Origin of the sequence: Thiopseudomonas acetoxidans, assembly GCF_030362935.1 — a bacterium.
Classification (GTDB): domain Bacteria; phylum Pseudomonadota; class Gammaproteobacteria; order Pseudomonadales; family Pseudomonadaceae; genus Thiopseudomonas; species Thiopseudomonas acetoxidans.
The window spans coordinates 17,591-35,582 of sequence record NZ_JAUCDY010000010.1 but is presented as its reverse complement, the minus strand read 5'-3'; the positions used below and the strand labels follow the sequence as shown (position 1 = coordinate 35,582).

Annotated in this window: 18 protein-coding genes; 8 read left to right on the top strand and 10 right to left on the bottom strand. The window is 48.0% G+C overall.

What is annotated here, in order from left to right; genetic code table 11:
* A complete protein-coding gene (locus tag QEZ41_RS08770) occupies nt 1-306 on the top strand; it encodes a DUF2845 domain-containing protein (protein ID WP_289411065.1) in 306 nt (101 codons plus the stop codon).
* Nucleotides 307-324: 18 nt separating this feature from the next.
* Here the strand turns inward: QEZ41_RS08770 and QEZ41_RS08765 are convergent, their stop codons facing one another.
* From QEZ41_RS08765 to QEZ41_RS08745, 5 genes are all read right to left on the bottom strand, one after another.
* Complete coding sequence (locus QEZ41_RS08765) at nt 325-762, bottom strand: MarR family transcriptional regulator (RefSeq protein WP_289411064.1); 438 nt, start codon at nt 760-762, stop codon at nt 325-327.
* A gap of 181 nt (nt 763-943) precedes the next feature.
* The gene (locus tag QEZ41_RS08760) at nt 944-1,318 is read right to left on the bottom strand and encodes a DUF6746 family protein (RefSeq protein WP_289411063.1); all 375 of its coding nucleotides are present in this window, start codon (nt 1,316-1,318) and stop codon (nt 944-946) included.
* A 149-nt stretch (nt 1,319-1,467) separates the two neighbouring features.
* Nucleotides 1,468-2,484, bottom strand: coding sequence for a ketol-acid reductoisomerase (gene ilvC / locus QEZ41_RS08755; protein ID WP_289411062.1), 1,017 nt, complete (start codon nt 2,482-2,484; stop codon nt 1,468-1,470).
* Between the two features lie 45 nt (nt 2,485-2,529).
* The gene (gene ilvN, locus QEZ41_RS08750; RefSeq protein ID WP_289411060.1) at nt 2,530-3,021 is read right to left on the bottom strand and encodes an acetolactate synthase small subunit; all 492 of its coding nucleotides are present in this window, start codon (nt 3,019-3,021) and stop codon (nt 2,530-2,532) included.
* Between the two features lie 2 nt (nt 3,022-3,023).
* On the bottom strand, nt 3,024-4,748 hold the full coding sequence (locus tag QEZ41_RS08745) for an acetolactate synthase 3 large subunit (protein ID WP_289411059.1): 1,725 nt from the start codon (nt 4,746-4,748) through the stop codon (nt 3,024-3,026).
* 388 nt (nt 4,749-5,136) lie between these two features.
* On the opposite strand from QEZ41_RS08745, the gene QEZ41_RS08740 reads away from it, so the two are divergent.
* From QEZ41_RS08740 to panD, 7 genes are all read left to right on the top strand, one after another.
* On the top strand, nt 5,137-5,583 hold the full coding sequence (locus tag QEZ41_RS08740; RefSeq protein WP_289411058.1) for a DUF4124 domain-containing protein: 447 nt from the start codon (nt 5,137-5,139) through the stop codon (nt 5,581-5,583).
* A 181-nt stretch (nt 5,584-5,764) separates the two neighbouring features.
* A complete protein-coding gene (gene rdgC / locus QEZ41_RS08735; RefSeq protein ID WP_289411057.1) occupies nt 5,765-6,685 on the top strand; it encodes a recombination-associated protein RdgC in 921 nt (306 codons plus the stop codon).
* A gap of 623 nt (nt 6,686-7,308) precedes the next feature.
* Complete coding sequence (pcnB, locus tag QEZ41_RS08730; protein ID WP_289411056.1) at nt 7,309-8,667, top strand: polynucleotide adenylyltransferase PcnB; 1,359 nt, start codon at nt 7,309-7,311, stop codon at nt 8,665-8,667.
* Nucleotides 8,667-9,173: a 2-amino-4-hydroxy-6-hydroxymethyldihydropteridine diphosphokinase gene (folK, locus tag QEZ41_RS08725; protein ID WP_289411055.1), complete on the top strand. Its 507-nt coding sequence runs from the start codon at nt 8,667-8,669 to the stop codon at nt 9,171-9,173. The genes pcnB and folK overlap by 1 nt, the downstream gene beginning before the upstream one ends.
* A 66-nt stretch (nt 9,174-9,239) precedes the next feature.
* Nucleotides 9,240-10,040: a 3-methyl-2-oxobutanoate hydroxymethyltransferase gene (gene panB / locus QEZ41_RS08720; RefSeq protein ID WP_289411054.1), complete on the top strand. Its 801-nt coding sequence runs from the start codon at nt 9,240-9,242 to the stop codon at nt 10,038-10,040.
* Nucleotides 10,037-10,888, top strand: coding sequence for a pantoate--beta-alanine ligase (gene panC / locus QEZ41_RS08715; protein ID WP_289411052.1), 852 nt, complete (start codon nt 10,037-10,039; stop codon nt 10,886-10,888). Before panB ends, panC begins: the two co-directional genes overlap by 4 nt.
* A 57-nt stretch (nt 10,889-10,945) precedes the next feature.
* On the top strand, nt 10,946-11,326 hold the full coding sequence (gene panD, locus QEZ41_RS08710) for an aspartate 1-decarboxylase (protein ID WP_289411051.1): 381 nt from the start codon (nt 10,946-10,948) through the stop codon (nt 11,324-11,326).
* 59 nt (nt 11,327-11,385) lie between these two features.
* Here panD and flgL read toward each other — a convergent pair whose 3' ends face one another.
* The 5 genes from flgL to flgH form a co-directional block, all read right to left on the bottom strand.
* A complete protein-coding gene (flgL, locus tag QEZ41_RS08705; protein WP_289411050.1) occupies nt 11,386-12,642 on the bottom strand; it encodes a flagellar hook-associated protein FlgL in 1,257 nt (418 codons plus the stop codon).
* Between the two features lie 32 nt (nt 12,643-12,674).
* Nucleotides 12,675-14,798 (bottom strand): flagellar hook-associated protein FlgK, encoded by a 2,124-nt coding sequence (gene flgK, locus QEZ41_RS08700; RefSeq protein WP_289411049.1) that lies wholly within the window; start codon nt 14,796-14,798, stop codon nt 12,675-12,677.
* 8 nt (nt 14,799-14,806) lie between these two features.
* Nucleotides 14,807-15,898 carry a flagellar assembly peptidoglycan hydrolase FlgJ gene (gene flgJ, locus QEZ41_RS08695; protein ID WP_289411048.1) on the bottom strand — a complete coding sequence of 364 codons (1,092 nt, stop codon included), beginning with the start codon at nt 15,896-15,898 and terminating at the stop codon, nt 14,807-14,809.
* A 238-nt stretch (nt 15,899-16,136) separates the two neighbouring features.
* Entirely contained in the window at nt 16,137-17,246 is a 1,110-nt protein-coding gene (locus QEZ41_RS08690) for a flagellar basal body P-ring protein FlgI (RefSeq protein WP_289411047.1), read from the bottom strand.
* A gap of 9 nt (nt 17,247-17,255) precedes the next feature.
* Nucleotides 17,256-17,978, bottom strand: coding sequence for a flagellar basal body L-ring protein FlgH (gene flgH, locus QEZ41_RS08685; protein WP_289411046.1), 723 nt, complete (start codon nt 17,976-17,978; stop codon nt 17,256-17,258).
* Nucleotides 17,979-17,992 lie beyond the last annotated feature (14 nt).

Genomic DNA, 17,992 nt, shown 5'->3' with positions numbered 1-17,992 from the left:
ATGTTTCGCTCTTTTCTGTTTATCAGCGCCCTATTGCTCAGCACTCTTAGCCAAAGCCTGTGGGCCGCTTCAACCATGCGCTGCAACTCTCACCTTATTAGCCTAGGCGAAAACCAACACAGCGTGCTTAATAAATGTGGTCAACCTAGCGAGCAAAGCTTTCTTGGCTACAAAGAAGTCGTCAACGCTTACCATCATGTACAGGAAGTAAAAGTCGAAGAGTGGGTTTATGGCCCGCGCAGCGGTATGTACCACTATCTTCGTTTTGAAGGTGGCGCATTAATTAAAATATCTAGCAGTCGTTAAGTAATCTTAGCGCTATGCTTAGTGACTTACTATGGCTTCTAAGTTCTTCAACATACGCAAATGCAAGCGCTGGCACTGCTGAATTTCGTCGTCACTAATATCAGAAAACACTTCTTGCCTAAGCTGCTGAGCAATAGATTCAATTGAACTCACTAGCTCCATCGCTTCTTCAGTTAACAAGACTTTATTTACCCTTCTGTCTACTGGACAGGGCTGACGCTGAATCAGTCGCTTGCTTTCCAGAGCATCCAAGGTTCGCGCCAGAGTCGGGCTTTCAATGCCTATACGCTCTGCCAGCTCGCGCTGAGTAGGAGCTGTTTGGAAACGCCCCAAATGAAGTAATACCAGCCATCGCGCTTGTGAGAGCCCTTTATCTGCCAACCGACGATCCAGCTCGGCTCGCCAAGCTCTCGACAAGTGCATCAACTGCACGCCAAAACGGTGCTGCTCGTACATTGCACTACCCGTCCTAAATTAATTATTGTTTTAAGGTGGGAGTATACGCAAAATAACAGCTCACACTAGTCAACTAAACCTAAAGGCTAGGTTGTGGACATTAACTAAGCTGGGTATAGACGGGTAGTTTGCCTATACCCAGCACGAGTCGTTACCTATTATAAGTAACAGGTAGATTTACTTATTTAATAATTGTGCGTGATACCTGTAAATATACGTCACCATTTTTTTTCAGTTTTTCCCGGTCGAAAGTTTCAGAAGCAACATGCACTTCTTCTAGGGTTTCGGCTAGCTCTTCTAACTCGTCTTCAATTTTCTCTAATGCATTCTCTAGGGTGTAGGTCAGCACATGGATTTCAGCTAAATCCTCATCGGTTAGTTTCGAGGCTAGCTTGGCTTCCAAGCGTGTGTTGTATTCTGAAAAATTAGCTACCGCTGTAGCTAAATCTGGCGCTGGCAGCCCCTTGAAATGCTGCACACGTTCTTCATCGGCAAAGGTTACGCTTGCAAAAGCCAATCCAATGGTCAAACCAGCAATTGTAAAAATGTTTTTCATATGTTAAGTCCTATCAAAAGCCAAATGATAATGAGTAGCGTTTAGCTTATCACTAAAACACATCCTTGCAATAGTTAAATAGCGTTTTTTACTGTTTTTTAAGCAAAAAAAACGCGGCACTAAGGCCGCGTTTTCCGTTCGTTGTAAAGTTAGTTCTTATCTTTATCAACAATTTTGTTTGCCGCAATCCAAGGCATCATGCCGCGCAGTTTTTCACCCACAACTTCAATGGGGTGCGCTGCGTTGTTACGGCGGTACGCAGTCATGGATGGGTAGTTGGTTGCACCTTCAGTGATAAACATCTTGGCGTATTCACCATTCTGAATACGCTTGAGCGCGTTACGCATGGCTGCACGCGACTCTTCATTAATTACTTCTGGGCCTGTTACGTACTCGCCGTACTCTGCGTTGTTGGAGATAGAGTAGTTCATGTTCGCGATACCGCCTTCGAACATCAGGTCTACGATAAGCTTCAACTCGTGCAAGCACTCAAAATAAGCCATTTCAGGCGCATAACCCGCCTCAGTCAAAATCTCGAAACCTGCCTTAACCAACTCAACCGTACCACCACAGAGAACCGCCTGCTCACCGAACAAGTCAGTTTCAGTTTCGTCTTTAAATGTGGTTTCGATAATACCGGTACGACCACCACCAACACCGCTGGCGTAGGACAGCGCTAAGTTTTTAGCATTGCCGCTGGCGTCTTGGTAGATAGCGATTAAGTCTGGGATACCACCGCCACGCACAAACTCAGAGCGTACAGTGTGGCCTGGTGCTTTTGGCGCAATCATAATTACGTCCAAGTCTGCACGCGGCACTACTTGGTTGTAATGAATAGAGAAACCATGAGCAAAGGCAAGCGTTGCACCCTGCTTAAGGTTTGGCGCTAATTCTTCACGGTACAGCTGACCTTGGAATTCATCTGGCGTTAGAACCATTACAACGTCAGCTTGTTTAACTGCAGTGGCTACATCAGCAACTTTTAAACCATGGGCTTCAGCTTTGGCGATAGAGCTTGAGCCGGCACGCAGACCAACAGTTACATCTACACCTGAGTCCTTCAGGTTGCAGGCGTGCGCGTGACCTTGCGAACCGTAACCAATGATAGCTACCTTTTTACTTTGAATAAGGGAAAGATCGCAATCTTTGTCGTAATACACTTGCATGGAATTCTCCTAAAAATGAGGGGGAACGACCCCCCTCCAAATAAATTAAAGGGTTAAAACTTTATCGCCACGGGAAATACCGGTCACACCACTGCGCACCACTTCCATAACAGAGGTTGTGCCAATAGCTTGGATAAAACTATCGAGCTTATCCGTCGTACCTGTTAGCTGCACTGTATAAAGCGTCGGCGTGACATCAACAATCTGGCCACGGAAAATATCTACCGTACGCTTAATCTCAGCACGCTGGGCACCGCTGGCCTTCACTTTAATCAACATCAACTCACGCTCCACATGTGAGCCTTCAGTCAGGTCAACCAGCTTTACCACTTCAATCAGTTTATTGAGGTTTTTGGTAATTTGCTCAATGACTTCTTCTTTACCAATGGTAGTCAAGGTCAAACGCGACAGCGTGGGATCCTCTGTAGCTGCCACTGTTAAGCTTTCAATATTGTAGTTGCGCTGGGAAAACAAACCAATTACACGCGACAAAGCACCGGGCTCATTTTCCATCAGCAAAGAAATAATATGTCTCATGGTTAAGTCCGCTCCGTTTTGCTAAGCCACATATCACGCATTGCACCATCACGAATCTGCATTGGGTACACGTGCTCACTGGTATCCACTTGAATATCAAGGAAAACCAATCGATCTTTCATTGCAAAGGCTTTTTCCAAAGCAGGCTTCAGATCTTTAGGTTCGGTTACACGGATACCAACATGGCCATAAGACTCAACCAACTTAACAAAATCAGGCAACGACTCCATATAGGAGTGCGAATAGCGGCTGTTATACTGCATATCCTGCCATTGACGTACCATGCCTAATGCGCCGTTATTTAGGTTTACGATCTTCACCGGCAAATCATATTGCAAGCAGGTGGACAGTTCCTGAATGTTCATCTGAATACTGCCTTCACCCGTTACACAGGCGACCTCTTCTTCAGGGAAACTCAGCTTAATACCCATGGCAGCAGGAAAACCAAAGCCCATCGTTCCCAGGCCACCCGAGTTAATCCAACGGTTAGGCTTATCGAAGCGGTAGTATTGCGCTGCGAACATTTGGTGCTGCCCCACATCAGAAGTGATGTAAGCGTCGCCCTTGGTCACTTCATACAGCGCCTCAATGACCGCCTGTGGTTTGATAATATTGCCGTCACCTTCGTCATAAGGATAGAGACGACCCTGACCACGCCACTCATCAATTTGTTTCCACCAGCTAGACACCACCTCTGGCACCGGCAAAGTGTTGATATCTTTAAGCTCAGCCAGCATATCGTTTAATACGCTATCTACCGGCCCAACAATTGGGATATCTGCTTTGATAACTTTAGAAATGGTCGCCGGATCAATATCAATATGAATGATTTTGGCATTTGGGCAAAACTTAGCCACGCCATTTACCACACGGTCATCGAAACGTGCACCTACAGCAAAGAGCACATCACAATGGTGCATAGCAAGGTTAGCTGTGTAGCTACCATGCATACCAGGCATACCAACAAACTGACGATCAGCACCGGGATAAGCACCCAAACCCATCAGGGTTGTGGTTACCGGCATATTAAGCTTTTGTGCAATCTCAGTGAGCTGCTTGGATGCATGACCTAGCACCACACCGCCACCAGCAAACAACAGCGGACGCTTGGCTTCAATCAGCATTTCTGCTGCTTTGCGAATCTGACCTGAATGTCCACGGGTGGCTGGCGCGTATGAGCGCAGCTTTACTTTCTTAGGGAAGTTATATTCGTACTTATCCACCAAGTTAGTCATATCCTTAGGGATATCAACAACCACAGGGCCAGGACGACCCGACTCGGCGATATAAAACGCCTTTCTAATAATTTCTGGAATCTCAGAAGGATGCTTAACGATAAAACTGTGTTTAACAATGGGACGTGAAATACCAATCATGTCCGTTTCTTGGAATGCATCTGTTCCTACAGCGGTACTGGCAACTTGACCAGAAATAACAACCATGGGAATCGAGTCCATGTGAGCCGTTGCAATGCCTGTGATGGCATTGGTTGCGCCTGGCCCCGAGGTGACCATAACCACGCCAGCTTTACCTGTCGCGCGAGCATAGCCATCGGCCATATGGGTCGCCGCTTGCTCATGACGAACTAAAACGTGCACCAATTCGCTTTCTTTAAAAAGCGCATCGTAAATGTGCAGTAAGGCCCCACCTGGGTAGCCATAAATATATTTGACACCTTGGTCTCGCAATGAGCGAACAACCATTTCAGCGCCGGATAATAATTCCACGGTATACACCTCTATACGCTAGTATTTTATTCAAAAAACTCATTAACCCAGCACGAGGTAACGCGATACGGGTATAGCGGACGGCACGGATACATGCCTAAGTACTTTGAATAACTGCATGTGTCTGCTTATTCAAAACTTCCTAAGAACATCGCTACTCAAGCCTTTTTGAGACTCATCGCAGCCAAACATGAATTGTTTAGATTTAGCCAGCTTAAGTCAAGTCATACAGCTGTTTTCTCTATCTTTTTACCTTCTTTAATTAAAAGCCATCAATTTCCCACACTGTGAGCAATTACCACCCCTTACCTAAAGCAAATTAGGTATATTGTGCTCAGCGTTGTAAATTGTCTGCCACCACCGGAATTCATAATCAGGATTAATCGTTATGCGCACACTTAATGCTCGTTTTTTAATGGGTTTGCTCGTACTTTTTTTTAGCTCCGCCCTCAGTGCTGCCCCGATTTATAAGTGGGTTGATAAAAACGGCACTGTCCACTTCGGTTCAGAACCGCCTACCCACATAGAAGTGGAGAAAATCTCTACTAAAGCAGCCAAACCCCAACCGCTGCCCGAACCCCAACCCAGCCATAACAGCGTTGAAAACAAAGTTCCCAGCCAAGAAGAAATTGACAAGCAAGTGCGCAAACAGGTTGCTGAAGAACAAGCCACGCTAAACAAACAGTGCACAGAAATGCGTACACGGCTCTCTCAACTAAAAAACAATCCTCGCCTACTGGCTGAGATTGACGGCACAATTACTCGCCTAACTGAAGAGCAGCGCCAAGAGCGCATCCAAGAGCTTGAGCAGAAAATCAAAGAATTCTGTGACTAGCACCTCTTCTAGCCTGCCACTTCCGGCAGGCTATAACCGCCCCACACTCTAACCAGCCTTTATCAATCTTCTAGCTTTAATTTTTTTAACAGACTTCCCACCCCACTTCACAGCCGCAATATGTTTTGCTTATTCGCCCTAAGCATGAATAATGTGCGCTTAGTTTTTTTGGAGTTTTATTATGTGGTTTCGCAATTTATTGGTTTATCGTTTGAATTTGGCAGAAGAGTTAAGCCCTGAGCAACTGGAGCAGGCCTTAGCCACCAAGCCTGCCCTCCCCTGCGGCAGTCAAACCTTGTCTACTTACGGTTTTGTTGCGCCGCTAGGCCGCTCAGAAGACGCCTCCCTTATACACCACGCACAAGGGTTTACCCTGATCCGTGCTCGCCAGCAAGAGCGGATTCTACCGGGCAGCGTGGTACGCGATGCAGTCAACGAAAAAACCGATGAAATCGAAGCAGCTGAAGCACGCAAGGTATATAAAAAAGAGCGCGACCAAATCAAAGACGAAGTAATGCAGGCATTAATGCCGCGTGCATTTATTCGTAACTCTTTCACCTTTGCAGCCATTGCTCCTGCTCAAGGGTTAATCTTTATTGATGCATCCAGCGCTAAAAAAGCGGAAGAACTTCTGTCCACACTGCGCGAAGCGTTGGGTAGCCTGCCCGTACGTCCGATCAGCGTGAAACAAGCCCCCACCGCAACCTTCACCCAGTGGCTAAAGCAACATCAAGCCAGTCACGGCTTACAACTAACCGACGAATGTGAGCTACGCGACACAGCAGAAGACGGCGGTATTGTTCGCATCAAGCGTGAAGACCTATCGAGCGAAGAAGTACAGACACATTTAGAGGCAGGCAAAGTAGTTACACAGCTAGCGCTAGCCTGGCAAGATAAGCTCAGCTTTGTGATAAACGACAAACTCGCCATTAAACGCTTACGCTTTGAAGACATCCTACAAGAGCAAGCAGAGCAAGACGGTGGTGACGATGCCGCCAGCCAGTTTGATGCCAGCTTTATCTTAATGATGCTGACACTGGTCGAGTTTATGCCGCAACTGCTGGAAGCCTTAGGTGGCGAAGAAATCCCACAGGGCGTATAAGACAACTGCAACCAGAGCCACCCTCAAACCTACTGTTACCTGCACACAAAAAGTAACATTTTTGTGCACCTAGGTAACAGTTTCTTACATAATCACAGTAACACCCGCACCACAAAAACAACTTTCTTCTTTTTAATCAACAGCTTACAAATACTGGCACAACAAATGCTTACTGTATGGGTAACAAGAACAATAAGCACATTGATAACAACAATAAGAATTTACCTTCTCCATACCAACAACAATAACAAGGTGGAAAGGCAGTCAACTGATTACTTTGAAGAAGAGAGTTGTAACGCGCTTAATCTGTAACAACAAAAACAACAGCTGGCTACAGCGCAGCTAAGCACAGATTACTAACCTCAGCTATCAAAGCAATCCGCTGACTTTAAATACAGGCATATGCTTGTTGTGGTGCGGCGTAACAAAAACAAAAAAACCCCGTCAACAGCAGAATATATACCTAGGAGGCTTCGGCCTCCTTTTTTATTGCCTGTACTTAGCCAAATCAAAGCAATCCATATCCGCTAGCACATTCACCTACTAGCACATTCACCTATTAGACAAGCAGTGTTAGAATGCAGCGCCATACCAACCACTCAGGCTCTGCTTAGGCCCAATTAATGCTGAAAAAGCTTATTACCAAGTTACGTAACCCTCGCCAATCCTCGCCCGATACGCATGTACTCACACAGCAGCAACACGGCCTGTCGATTGACCAGTTCAGCCGCAACTCTGCCGCAGCAGCAAAAAAGCTACAAGATGCAGGCTTTCAAGCATTTATAGTGGGTGGCTCTGTACGCGATGCTCTGTTGGGCGAAAATCCTAAAGATTTCGACGTAGCCACCAGCGCAACGCCTGAACAGGTACGCGCCCTGTTTCGTAACTCACGCATTATCGGTCGACGCTTTAAACTTGTGCACCTGTACCATGGCCGTGAAATTGTTGAGGTCGCTACTTTTCGCGGCAGTCATCAAGACTGTGATGGGGACGATGAACGCTCATCCCAACACGAATCCGGACGTATTTTGCGCGACAACGTATACGGCACTTTAGAAGAAGACGCACTACGCCGCGACTTTACGATTAACGCCCTGTATTACAATGTTAGCAATCAATGCGTGTATGACTTTGCTGGGGGTGTTAGCGACATACACAAGCGTTCATTACGTTTGATTGGCGACCCCGAACAACGCTATTTAGAAGACCCCGTACGCATGCTCAGAGCCATCCGCTTTGCGGCAAAGCTGGGTTTTACTATTGCAGCAGACACAGCAGAACCCATTCGACGCTTAGCGCCTTTATTGGCTGATATTCCACCAGCCCGCCTATTTGATGAAGTGCTTAAGCTTTTTTTAAATGGCCAGGCCGAGCTCACCTTTGATTTACTGCTGGAATACGATTTATTTACGCCACTCTTTCCAGCCACAGCGCAGGCCATCACCAACAACCCTGACTACAGCCTGCGCCTGATTCGTAACGCACTACGCAATACCGATAAGCGCATCGCGGACGGCAAAACAATTACTCCCGCTTTTTTGTTTGCAGCCTTGTTATGGCCCGCCATTCCTGCACAAGCAGCACGTTTACAAGAAAACGGCATGCCGCCGGTACCAGCAGTGCAAGAAGCCGCTCAATTAGTGCTGTCCCAGCAGCTTAGTCGTATTTCTATTCCCAAGCGTTTCACGCTACCCACTCGTGAAATCTGGGCACTGCAGGAACGTTTACCACGCCGCACCGGAAAACGCGCCGATGCCGTGCTTGCACACCCGAGGTTTCGTGCCGGTTATGATTTTTTACTATTGCGTGAAAGTGCCGGCGAAGAAACCAATCATTTAGGTGAATGGTGGACCGACTACCAAGAGCTGGATGAAGCACAGCGACGCGCGATGATTCGCGATTTAGGCGGTCCTACTAAAAAAACGCGCCGTCCCAGAAAAAGACGCGCCAACAACCCTTTCCAGCATAAAGTACCAAACTAATGCAGCAGGTATATATTGGCTTAGGTAGCAATTTAGGTGACTCGGCCAACCACTTACAGCAAGCTATTTCCGCTATTGCGCAGCTACCTAAAACAGAGCTTATCAAAGCTTCATCGCTGTACAGCAGCGCACCCTTAGGCGCTGTCGATCAGCCGCGCTATGTTAACGCTGTGGCACACATAGCCACCTCATTAACACCAATCAAGTTGCTGGATGCCTTACAACATATCGAGCACGTACAAGGCCGAGTGCGCCAAGGCGAACGCTGGGGACCACGCACCCTGGATTTGGATATACTTTTATTTGGCCAGCATGTAATAAATGAGCCTCGCTTGTGCGTTCCGCATTACCATATGCATGCGCGGCCTTTTGTGCTAATTCCTTTGGCTGAGCTTTGCCCAAAAGATTTTGTTTTGCCTAACGGACAAAGCTTGGCAGAACTGCTGGCTGTTTGTCCGCCCGATACGACTTTAACGCGCCTTGCAAGCCTTGAGCTTTTAGCCTAAGTTAGTCAGTTTTTACGCAACCTAATAATTAAAAAGCTTTGGAAGTGGTACCTAAGAGGCCCATACATGTCAAATATCACCCTAACTACATTATTGGCGCACAAGCGCAGCGGTGAAAAAATCACCATGCTCACGTGCTATGACGCCACCTTTGCTGCGACTGCTGCTGATGCTGGCATTGAAGTCCTGTTAGTGGGTGACTCTTTAGGCATGGTGTTACAGGGTCACGACAGCACACTGCCCGTTAGCGTAGAGGATATGGCTTACCATACCGCTGCAGTTAAGCGCGGCAACAAAGGCGCGTTAGTTTTAAGCGATCTACCCTTTATGGCTACAGCCACCCTCGAACAAACCTACGCAAACTGCGCCACCCTTATGCGCGCTGGCGCCCATATGGTAAAGCTCGAAGGTGGTGCTTGGCTGACCGAAGCCGTCACGGGACTGGCTGAGCGCGGCATTCCAAGCTGCGTACATTTGGGCTTAACACCGCAGTCAGTCAATGTGTTTGGCGGCTATAAAGTGCAAGGCCGTGGCGATGAGCAAGCAGAAAAGCTTAAAGCAGAAGCCTTAGCCTTGGAGCAAGCCGGTGCCGCCATGCTACTGCTGGAATGCGTGCCCAGTCCTTTGGCGCGCGAAATCAGCCAAGCAGCCACAATCCCCGTCATCGGCATCGGTGCAGGTCCTGATACCGACGGTCAGGTTTTAGTTTTACACGACATGTTAGGGTTATCTCTCAGTGGTCGCACCCCTAAGTTTGTGCGTAATTTTATGCAGGATGCTAACTCTATCAACCAAGCTATAGAAAACTACGCCCAAGCCGTTAAACAGGGCAATTTCCCAGCGAGTGAACACGAATTTTCCGCATGAAAACCATCGCCGATATTAATCAATTATGTGCCTGCGTAAAGCAAGCACGTCAAGCTGGGCAGCGCGTAGCTTTAGTGCCAACCATGGGTAACCTGCATAAAGGTCACTTGGCTTTAATCGAGCGCGCCAAACAAGCTGCTGACTTTATTGTGGCCAGTATTTTTGTTAATCCATTGCAGTTTGGTCCTAATGAAGATTTGGACAGTTACCCACGCACCCTAGCTGACGATCAGCAAAAGCTGGTACAAGCCGGCTGCAATGTATTGTTTACCCCCACCGAACAACTCATGTACCCCAAGGGTATGCAGGCGCAAACCCTTGTTCGCGTACCCGAAGTGAGTGAAGGTCTTTGTGGCGGCAGTCGTCCGGGACACTTTGATGGTGTCGCCACCATAGTTAACAAGCTGTTCAACATGGTGCAGCCTGACTGCGCGGTATTTGGCGAGAAAGATTTCCAGCAGTTGGCGGTGATTCGCAAAATGGTGCAGGATTTAAATCTCCCGATTGAAATTATTGGCGCGCCCATAGTGCGCGACGCTGACGGTCTGGCTTTATCCTCAAGAAATGGGTATCTTAGCGCCGAGCAACGCTGCGTAGCGCCACAATTACAACTTTGCCTACAGGACACAGTTGCTCATATCCAAGCAGGCCGCCGTGATTATGCAGTGTTAATGCAAGAAGCCAGCAGCAAACTGCAAGCACAGGGCTTTGTCACCGATTATATAGAACTACGCCAAGCAACTGACTTACAGCCAGCCACCCCTGCAAGCAAACAGCTGGTTATATTAGCTGCTGCGGTGCTGGGCGAAACCCGCTTGATTGATAATATACTTTTCGATTTGTTATAGGGCGCAACCGCTGCTTTCAACGCTGTCAGCAGAGCAAGCCAAAGAGGTAGAGAAAACATGCAAACCATACTGCTCAAAGCTAAATTACACCGAGCTATCACCACTCACGCCGTCGTTGATTACGAAGGTTCGTGCGCAATCGATGGTAATTGGCTGGATATGTCCGGTATTCGTGAGTATGAGCAAATTCAGATTTATAACGTTGATAATGGCGAGCGCTTTACCACCTATGCTATTCGTGGTGAAGCTGGTTCGCAGATTATTTCAGTCAATGGCGCAGCGGCGCATAAAGCCAAAGTGGGTGATCGCTTAATTATCTGCGCTTACTGCAACTACGAAGAACACGAGCTAGCTACCCACAGGCCCAGCCTGCTCTACATGGCAGACGACGGCTCTCTTAGCCACAGCAGCGATGCCATCCCTGTACAGCTTGCCTAGCGCAACACTATAGCTCACGCATCTCCCTAACAATCTACAGGCTAACTACCTGTAGGTTGTTAGATCTTATTAAACAGATTTATCTGGCTGATCCGCACATAGCTCTGCTGTGCTGCTTCCAAGACTATGCTTTGGAATGCTAAGCGCGACAGCGCCTCTGGATAATCCACCTCACGCAACTCAGCCTGTACAGTTTTGTTAATTAAGGCAACGTCCTCGTTATCTGTTTTTGTGGTTTCAATAACATTCAAACGCGCACCTATATCACCACGGGTCGCGTCAATATTCACCATCGCATGGTCAATATTGGTTAGCGCAATAGCTACAGCGTCACGCGTATCGCGGTTGCCTTGTGGTGTGTCTGGGCTGTCTTCTAGCGCGCGCCTTAGCTGCTGAATAGTATCTAGTACGCCCTGCTTTTGTCGGTTGTCATCTTCTGTAATGGTGACCACCTCCCCGCCTGCAGGCACACCATCAAAGTGTATGACCATGCCACGAAACACTAGACTATCATGGGATTTGTCGTCATCGTCCAAACTTCCTGCCTGCAACGGTATAGCTCCGCCTACCTCATACACCTCATAGGTTTTAGGGTCGCCCGGTGGGGCTGTGAAGCGTACTTCAATGCCTACAGCAGGAAAACCATTATTACCACTAAAGGCAATTTCATCCTGCACCATCGGCGTCGACACGCTCAGGGTGGAACCTGCTGGCAAAGGGTTAGGCGTAACCGTGGGGTCCAAGCGTGCCGCATTGGTAATATTTTGGAAAACTTTTTTACCATTATCATTGATAGGTAGAGTTAAGGAGCTAGCAACCTGTAACCGACGCTGCCCTTCATCGCCTTGATAGCTGTAGCTGCCATCAGCATTACGAATAAAGGGTTCGGTTTTTCCTTGGAAACCGGCAAACAGGTATTCACCACGGGCGTTTTTGGTATTCATCAAGCTGAGCAGCTCGTCTTCACGCTCACGCAACTCTGCAGCAATAGACTGACGATCGTTTTGGCTTAAGGCACCGTTGCCTGCCTCACCTGCCAGTTCGCGTACGCGCTGCATAATGGTGTTAACCGCATTTAAACTAGACTCTTCCTGCACCAGACTGTTATTAGCGGCAGTTAGGTTATCCTTGTATTGGGTCAACATATTTTGCTGTTGCTCAAGCTGCATCAGGCGTACCGACGCGACTGGATCATCAGCAGGCGTCAAAATACGGTTGCCCGAGCTAATTTGCTCTTGGGTACGAATGGCTTGCGCGTAATTGCGCTGAATACCCTGCACGCCTGTATTAAAAGCTTGTTGACTAGAGATTCGCATGGGTTAACTCCTCGACTGATATACATCCAGTCCTACCTAAATGTGCTAATTAGCGTATCAAACAAAGAACGCGCTACCTGGATAATCTGCGCCGAAGCATTGTAATACTGTTCAAACTTAATCAAGTTCGCTGCCTCTTCATCTAGGTTCACACCAGAGAGCGAATCACGATTATCGGTGGCTTGCTGTAAAACAGCGCCCGTAGCAATATCATCCTGTCTAGCTTGAGCAGTTAACGTGCCAACTCGTTCAATAGTGTTGCCATAATCATCGGTAAAGCTCATGCCCGTAGCGATATCCTTGACCTTGGCATCCAAACCTACCACTTGCTTGTTTTGTAAGTCCGCCAATTTTAAGGCGTTACGGTTATCCGATACGCCGTGCTGGTTAAAGCTGACCGAAAATCTATCCCCATTCTGTGGTGTGCCACTGATTGTTTGCTTAACTGTATAACTCTGTACTTCGCTACCCACGTTAACCTGTATCGCATAACTGAGCGTGTTGGTTTGTCCAGGGGTTATGGTCAAACCTGGGTGCGCACCCGGCGCCGCCTGACCTTCTTGCGGCACTGCCGTAATACTTACACCTGCCGGCAGTGAAGCGAACTCCAACTCATTGGTTGCCGCATTAAACACCAGCTCAAGGTTATCCAATGCCTGCAAGTTATCTAGATTCAGTTTGTCAGCAACAAAGTTATCTGGCAAAGGCGTAGCTGGGTTGTTGAGCACCATGTCTACCGAGGGCTGCCCTACTGTACCCGTACCTTTATTTTGTAGGTTGGCCTCACTACGCAACGGTGCCGCAAAAGCAAGCTGATCAGCCTGATCCAACACAGCCTCAACATCAGTTGCTCCACGACGTGTTGGTTGCAGCAAAAACTGATCGCCTGGGTTCGGTGTTCCCGATAAGGTCATGCTAAAGCCCTGATCACGACCCGGAATAGGCAGATCAGTAAAGCTTAGACTGACTTCATTGGTGATCGGGTCAGCGACATCAGTAACCTGAATTTGCGCGCCATCACTGATGCGAAAGGCGCTGTAACCCGTACCGTTATATTCCAGTCGGTAATCACTGGCCGTAAGCAATTTAGTATTGTTTATGCGAATCTCGCCAGAAACAGCAGAGACATTACTTTGCATCGGCAATACGCGCAGCCCCATCAGCTTGGGATCGTTAATATTATTGAATAAGGCTGTGCCTACATTACCCTTTAGATCCAAGCCTTGGCCAAGCAAGCTGTTCACTTCTTGATTAATCGACAGCGCCAAGCGTCCCACTGAGTTAAAGGTTTGGTCTAAAACCTCCTCACGAAAACGCAACAAGCCGCCCATCTCTCCACCGGTGATCATCTTACTGATATTTTGTGTAGAACCACCGCTGATAAAGTTAATATCAAAGCGTGTTGGGTCTGCATTACCTTGCACCGCCTCAATGCTATTGGCCTGACCACCCACCACCAAAGGCTGCCCAGAACCGATAAATAGGTTCAGGCTGTTATTGTCTTGCGGCACCACGGTGACACCAATAAAGGTTGCAAGCTCGCGTACAGCCTCATCACGCGCATCGAGTAAGTCATTAGGTGGATGGCTATTAGCCCCCACTCCAGCAATAGCTTTGTTTAGCTCTGCCACAGTGCCAGCCAGACGATTCACCTGCCCGGTAACGCTTTGCATCTGCTTGTTAATAAACTCGTTTTGTGCATTGATGCTGTCGTAAATATTATTAAAACGGCGCGTTAAACCTTCGGCTTCGGCTAACACCAACTGACGTGCTGGTATATTAGAAGGGTCTTCCGCGGCGGTTTGCATGGCCGAGAAAAACGACTGTAAAGAAGGAGTTATACCTGTGGTTGATCCCGCTAACAGCGAATCTAGCTGGTCAATTTGACTCTTATACGCCTTTACATCCGCATTTAAAGCCGTGGATGAACGCAGCTGAGTCGTTAAAAACTCACTGTAACTACGGCGAATATCCACCAGGCTGGTACCCGAACCAATATAGCCCGCTCCGCTAAACTGCGCTGGGCGCGTTTGCTGGACGGTATCCTGGCGGCTATAACCGGGGGTGTTGACGTTGGTAATATTATGTCCGGTTACCGATAAATTCGTTTTGGCAGCCGATAGGCCCGATAAGCCAATGTTTAATAAGTCAGCCATTGTTCACCTCAACCCCGTTCAGCGATGCGCGGCTTGGGCGCATGAGCTGTTTGCTGAAAATCTTGCATTTGCTGAGCAATGCGGCTAATTTTTTGCGCATATTGAGGGTCGGTTGCATAACCAGCTCGCTGTAATTCGCGTAGATATTGCTCTGGATTATCGGCAACCTTAAGTGCCTCTTGATAGCGGCTATTGCTCTGAATAAAACTTACATAATCATTAAAACTCTGTGCAAAGGAGTCGTATTTTCGGAAATCGGCTTTTTCTGTCACCTTGACCCCCTTAACAAATTCACTGGTCGCTGCTTGCGCTGATTCACCTTTCCAGCCATGCGCTTTGATACCAAACAGGTTAAAGGTGTTTTGCCCTTGCGCGTCACGTACCATATTTTTACCCCAACCTGTTTCTAAAGCGGCCTGGGCCACCAAGTAACGCGGATCGACACCCAGCTTATCTGCCGCTTGCTGCGCCATTGGCAACATGGCTGAAATAAATTCTTGTGGAGTATTAAACCCATCGACGGTGAGTTGCTGTGGTGTTTGCACAGGCTTTTGCTGGCTAATTGCAGCGTAGCTATGCACTGCTGATTTTTGCTTAACACCCACTGCATCCCCTGTGGAGTGTGCGCCATGAACAGCCCGCTGGGGCATAACTGGATTCTGTATCGCTGTGCGGCGTAATGCGTTTTGTGCCTCTACTGGCTGGACCTGTATATCTGTACCTATGGAATCCACTTTATTTTGCATGCCCGGGAAAGGATTTGAACCACCACGCGGCTTGTGCATTTCGCTCATTTGCCTAACCAGCACATCAGCCATACCTATGCCACGACCTTGTGCCATAGTGACGGCTAACTGCTGGTCATGCATATCGCGATATGCTTTGCTTTCACTGCTATTGAATAAATTATCGTCAGCCAACACATCGTTCGCAGAGCGCATAGCCTTAAGCATCTCGCTAATAAATAACGATTCAAATTCTTGCGCTACTTGGCGGATATTGGCTTCGCTATCGCGATCCTCTCCGACCTTTAGTTTTTGCAGTCGATTTAAATCGGTATAACTAGCGCTGCTCTGAGCTTGTGTACGATGCAGTTGCATAACCTTTCCCTCTTGCCACTTGAGCGAGTGCGTCAAGTTTCAGATGAGTAAAAATACATACTTATACTTAAGCAACAACCGTGCCACAAAACCCTATGCATTTTAGAATTAGATTACGAACTGGTTTTTACGCGCATTAGCCCGATCGGGCGGAGAAGGAAGTGGAGCCTAAGGGCTGCGCCCCAACAGCACTGCCAATGAGTTAGCCGTACTGTCAGAGCGTTCTGATCAGCTGCCGTTAGATGACGATTAAATCCGCCTGCAAAGCACCCGCCTGCTTCAAGGCTTCTAAGATAGCCATCAAATCCGAAGGCGAAGCACCTACTTGGTTTACCGCACGCACTATTTCATCCAACGTAGTGCCAGTGGCAAATTTAAACATAGGTCGCATTTCTTGTTCTGCATTCACGCGCGAGCGCGGAACCACAACCGTTTGCCCATCAGAAAAGGCTTCCGGTTGACTGACGCTGGTATCCTCACTGATTGCAACCGTCAAACTTCCGTGCGTTACCGCAGCTGGTTGCACGCGCACATCCTGACCAATCACAATAGTGCCGGTACGCGAGTTAATAATGACTTTGGCGACGGCCTGACCGGCTTCGATCTCAAGATTTTCGATAACCGAGAGATAATTCACGCGCTGGCTTGAATCAACCGGAGCTGCAACACGAATTGAACCCGCATCCATAGCCTGCGCGGTATCCGGACCTAACAAATCATTTAGCTTATCGACAATGTTTTTAGCGGTGGTGAAGTCGGGTCGATTTAAGTTCAGCGTCAAATAATTGCCTTGGTCAAAGGATGAAGGCACTGAGCGCTCAACCGTTGCACCCGATGGAATACGACCCGCTGAAGGTACGTTAACCGTAATACGCGATCCGTCCGCACCACTCGCATCAAAACCGCCCACCACCAGATTACCCTGAGCAATGGCATACACATTGCCATCAATACCCTTAAGCGGTGTCATCAGCAAGCTGCCACCACGCAGGCTTTTAGCATTACCAATGGAAGATACTGTGACATCAATGGTCTGCCCTGGGCGCGCAAAAGGCGGCAGCTCAGCATGGATAGAAACCGCTGCTACGTTTTTAAGCTGGATATTACCTGTGCCAGGCGGCACGTTAATACCAAACTGCGCCAGCATATTGTTAAAGGTCTGCACGGTAAAAGGTGTTTGCGTGGTCTGGTCACCACTGCCATTTAAACCCACCACCAAACCATAACCAATTAATTGGTTGGTACGCACACCTTGAATTTTCGCCAAATCTTTTAAGCGTTCAGCCTGAACCCCTGCAACCATGCCCAGTGTTAAAAACACTGCTAATGCATATCTAAACATTGTCATTCCCTCTTACTAGAAAGGCCACTTCGGACTCATAAAAAAGCGGCTTAACCAACCCGGTTGACTGGCATTAGCAAACGCGCCCGTACCCGAATAGGTTATGCGTGCGTCGGCAATACGCGTTGAAGACACGGTATTATCCGTACTAATATCATCGGAACGAACCAACCCAGAGATGCGAATCAACTCATCACCTGTATTAAGCGTCAGCCATTTTTCACCCCGAACCACCAAAATCCCATTAGGCAATACTTCAGCCACAGTTACTGTAATAGAACCGTTTAGACTATTGCTTTGCCCTGCTTGACCCGAACCTTTCATGGCGCGCTTAGCTTTTGCGCTAGCTTCCAAACTTAATGTTTCATTACCCATACCTAAAGCACTAAGACCTGCGAGTGGGTTTTTTGGCGTCATCGCCATGCCGAATATATTTGGCACGCCAATATCAATATCGCTGTCTTTTTGCATTTGTGAGTTAGCGTTTTTGCTAGCCTGAGTACGTTCATTCAGGTTGATGGTGATGATGTCACCCTCACGAAAAGCCTTGCGATCAGTGAAGTAGTTAGATTCAAAGCTAGCTTGATAAATAGCCCCGTTATTTTGCGCTGCTGGTACCGGTGTGCGCGGCAAAACAGGCGCATAATAGGGATCATCCGGCTTGGGCTGCGGCATCTCGGCACAACCAGCCAAAACCAATAACGCTGTGAGCGGAAGTACAAAGGCTGCGCGTTTCATTGCATTATCCCTCT